The 3,618-nt window shown below is 46.8% G+C and carries 5 protein-coding genes; 1 reads left to right on the forward strand and 4 read right to left on the reverse strand.

All coding sequences use genetic code 11. The features are described from left to right. From H8876_RS06530 to metF, 3 genes are all read right to left on the reverse strand, one after another. Positions 1-566, reverse strand: a 566-nt coding sequence (locus tag H8876_RS06530) for a homocysteine S-methyltransferase family protein (protein ID WP_249287065.1), incomplete at its 3' end; no start/stop codon positions are given. A gap of 43 nt (positions 567-609) precedes the next feature. Then, complete coding sequence (locus tag H8876_RS06535; protein WP_177265468.1) at positions 610-1,251, reverse strand: methionine synthase; 642 nt, start codon at positions 1,249-1,251, stop codon at positions 610-612. Between the two features lie 2 nt (positions 1,252-1,253). Then, positions 1,254-2,120 (reverse strand): methylenetetrahydrofolate reductase [NAD(P)H], encoded by an 867-nt coding sequence (gene metF, locus H8876_RS06540; RefSeq protein WP_177265467.1) that lies wholly within the window; start codon positions 2,118-2,120, stop codon positions 1,254-1,256. 128 nt (positions 2,121-2,248) lie between these two features. Between metF and deoC the strand changes: the two genes are divergently transcribed. Beyond that, positions 2,249-2,932 (forward strand): deoxyribose-phosphate aldolase, encoded by a 684-nt coding sequence (gene deoC / locus H8876_RS06545; RefSeq protein WP_249287066.1) that lies wholly within the window; start codon positions 2,249-2,251, stop codon positions 2,930-2,932. Between the two features lie 75 nt (positions 2,933-3,007). On the opposite strand, the gene H8876_RS06550 is transcribed toward deoC, so the two are convergent. Then, positions 3,008-3,618, reverse strand: a 611-nt coding sequence (locus H8876_RS06550; protein WP_417493418.1) for a type I glyceraldehyde-3-phosphate dehydrogenase, incomplete at its 5' end; no start/stop codon positions are given.

Consider the following 3,618-nt stretch of genomic DNA (forward strand, 5'->3'; position numbering starts at 1 on the left):
CGGAGATGTGTATAAGAGACAGCGCCGAGACCTTCCAGGGTAAGCACCATTGCTTCCAGGCTAACGCCTGTAAATGTCCGGCCGTTTTCTTCAAATGTCATCGTCACTATCACCGGCAGATCGCATGTTTCCTTTGCAGCAAGCACCGCAGCCTTCACCTCATACAGATCCGTCATGGTTTCGATAACGATCAGGTCTGCCAGGTCGCAGCCAGCCTGTATCACCTCGCGGAATGCATCGTATGCATCTTCAAAAGACAGCGTTCCCATAGGCTCAAGAAGTTCTCCCAGAGGGCCCAGATCGATGGCGACAGCAACTTCTCTGCCCTGCGCCGCCATGATTTCCTTCGCCTTAACAGCTGCCTTTACCTGAATCCGCACCGCTTCCTGCAAAGTGCATTCACCAATTTCCTTCTTTTTGAACCGATTGGTTCCAAAGGTGCTGGCATAAACGATATCCGCTCCTGCTTCTATATATTTTTTATGGATCTGCGTCAAGATCTCCGGATGTGCAAGTCCGAATTCAGTCGTCGTTTCTTCCGGACTCATGCCCGCACTCTGCAGCATGGTCCCCATCCCTCCATCTAATACGTATCTCTTTTTTCTGAAATCAATCTCCACAGAATTTACCCTCTTTTCTCAATGTACATTTTTCTCGTAAAACACATTCACCGCAGGTTGCCAACCTTCCCGTTACGGGATGATCCGAAATACCGATGAGAGCCGTGACCGACTTACGCGGCACCATCAGATTATTGCTGGTCACATTCAGCCCGATTTTTCTCGGCCCATCAATATACCGGATGATCAGAGGCTGATATTCCAGCGGGTAATCGCCATATCCCGGACTGAACCGGGCAGTCAGATACCCATCTGTCTGTGCATCGATCTGCGCCTGAAATGTATCACAGACCTCTTCGATCAGAAGCGATGCACCGCAATCCAGTATCACTGCCATTGACATATCCTGGATCTGCGCTCTGCGGATCAGGTCGTCTATACCCATTCCCAGCGTAGCCCCCATCACCGCGACCTTCTCGCATTCCGCCAGATGTTTCTCGATAGAAACACCTTCTCGCTTGATATCCGCTTTATTCATGATTCGATAAACCGCTTTCGGATCTGCTGCCTTTAAAAGCTGCTGTTCTGCAAGATCCATCTGCGCCTGCAGAGAATCCAGTGCTTCTTCCCCACTCTGCAAAGCGGCCAGCCAGCGTTTCCGGTCAAGCGGTGCTGTTACTGCAATATTCATGGTTATAAAAGATCCTCTATTTTTTCATATACTTTTAATGCTACTTTAGGATTGTTCATGGTGTACAAATGAATTCCATCCACACCGTTGATGATCAAATCGCGAATCTGATCCACGGCATACTGGATCCCTGCTTCAAACAGTTTTTCCGGATTGTTTTCATACAGGCTGATCATCTTTGTAAAATCATGAGGCAGACTGGCTCCGCTGAGAGCTACAGTACGCTCGATCTGCCTGGAATTAACAATAGGCATGATGCCTGCAGAAACAGGCACTTTGATACCCATCATCCTGGCCTTGCCAACAAACTCATAAAAGCACTGATTGTCAAAAAATAGCTGCGTGATCAGCACCTTGACGCCGGCTCCGATCTTATATTTTAGATTCTGGATATCTTCATCCAGCGACTTGCTTTCGTAATGCCCTTCCGGATAACATGCGCCTAAAATCTCCAGATTATCTCTGCATTTTCTCTGAACTTCGATCGCCAGTTCATTCGCGTGATGAAAATCATGTTTCATTTCACCATCTTCTGAGATGTCGCCACGCAGTGCCAGAACGTTTTCGATATCTGCTTCAGCCAGTCTTCCGATCATCTCTTCAACGTCCTCTTTGGACGAATTCACACAGGTCAGATGCGCTACGGATTCGATCCCATACTGTTTCTTGATGCGGGATGCGATCTCACATGTAGAGTTGTCTGCCAGATTTCCACCAGCTCCGTAGGTAACGCTGATAAAGTCCGGATTGCAATGTGCCAGCTGCTCTACCGTATCGTAAATGGATTCGATATTTCCCTTCTTTTTAGGTGGGAAAATTTCCAGAGAGAATACAGGTTTTTTATGCTCATATAATTCAGGTATTTTCATTTTTCTTCCTCATCTTTCCATACACTTAATCAATTCTTAATTATACCCTTTTACTAGGATAATTGCAATATTTCTGTTATAATAGATTCAGCAATTATAAACGCTTACACAGAAAGGATGTCATATACATGAAACAGCCAGTTGATTTTCAGAAATTCTTTGATCATACTCTTTTGAAACCGGATGCCACCCGGGAAGAGATCCTGAAGCTTTGCCGCGATGCCGCCCAATACGATTTTGCTTCGGTCTGCGTCAACGGATGCCACGTGCGCTTTGCAGTAGACAAGCTGAAGGACACTTCTGTAAAGGTTGCTGCCGTCACCGGATTTCCCCTCGGTGCCATGTCTACGAAAACCAAATCTTTTGAAACAAAAAACGCCCTCGAAAACGGTGCCAGCGAAATCGATACCGTCATCAATATCGGAGCATTAAAGGACGGTCGTTTCGATTATATCCAGCAGGAGCTGATCATTTTGTCTACATTGTGCCACCGCAATCGTGCGATTTTAAAAGTCATTCTGGAAACAGGGCTCCTCACCGAAAAGGAAATACGCACCGCATGCATTCTGGCAGAGCGCTCCGGTGCTGACTTCGTCAAAACATCGACAGGATTCAACGGACCCGGCGCAACAGTAGAGGCTGTAAAACTCATGAAAAGAGTCACCGGACCGTCCATGAAGATCAAAGCATCCGGCGGCATCCGTACACTGGAAGATGCACGCGCCATGATCGAAGCCGGAGCTGATCGTCTTGGCTGCAGTGCTTCCGTCGCCATCATGGAAGAATATCTGCAGGAATCACCTGTATCATAAAAAAATTCCGCACCGTCTGCTGAAAAAGCATTCGATGCGGAATTTTTTATTGATTTATACTGCTGAATTCTTATCTTACAGGAGTGTAGCTACATGTCCAAGCGTTCTTACCATCTGGGAAACGTAACTCATTTCGTTATCGTACCATGAAACTACCTGTACTTCGAATACGCCCGTTCCACTTCTTTCTACGAAAGTCTGTGTAGCATCGAACAGGGAGCCATAGCTCATACCGATAATATCGCTGGACACGATCTCTTCTTCATTGTATCCGAACGATTCACTTGCAGCTGCCTTCATAGCATTGTTAACGCCTTCCAGTGTTACTGTTTCCGTGGAGTCCTTCAGTACTGCCGTCAGGATCGTAGTGGATCCAGTCGGTACAGGCACTCTCTGTGCGGAGCCCTTCAGTTTACCATCCAGTTCCGGGATAACAAGACCGATAGCCTTAGCTGCACCTGTTGAATTTGGAACGATGTTGATCGCACCAGCTCTTGCTCTTCTGAAATTGTTTTTCTTATGTGGTCCATCCAGGATCATCTGGTCACCGGTGTATGCGTGGATAGTTGTCATGAATCCGGTTCTTACTTCTCTGTAGTCGTTCAGAGCCTTTGCCATAGGAGCCAGGCAGTTTGTCGTGCAGGAAGCTGCTGAAATGATATTGTCTTCTTTTGTCAGAGTCTTTT

It is taken from the genome of Lentihominibacter faecis, assembly GCF_014306095.1.
Taxonomy (GTDB): Bacteria; Bacillota; Clostridia; order Peptostreptococcales; family Anaerovoracaceae; genus Lentihominibacter; species Lentihominibacter faecis.

Coding starts and splice junctions, on each gene's coding strand:
- metF (WP_177265467.1), bottom strand. CDS start 2,120: ATGAAAATACCTGAATTATATGAGCATAAAAAACCTGTATTCTCTCTG.
- deoC (WP_249287066.1), top strand. CDS start 2,249: ATGAAACAGCCAGTTGATTTTCAGAAATTCTTTGATCATACTCTTTTG.
- H8876_RS06535 (WP_177265468.1), bottom strand. CDS start 1,251: ATGAATATTGCAGTAACAGCACCGCTTGACCGGAAACGCTGGCTGGCC.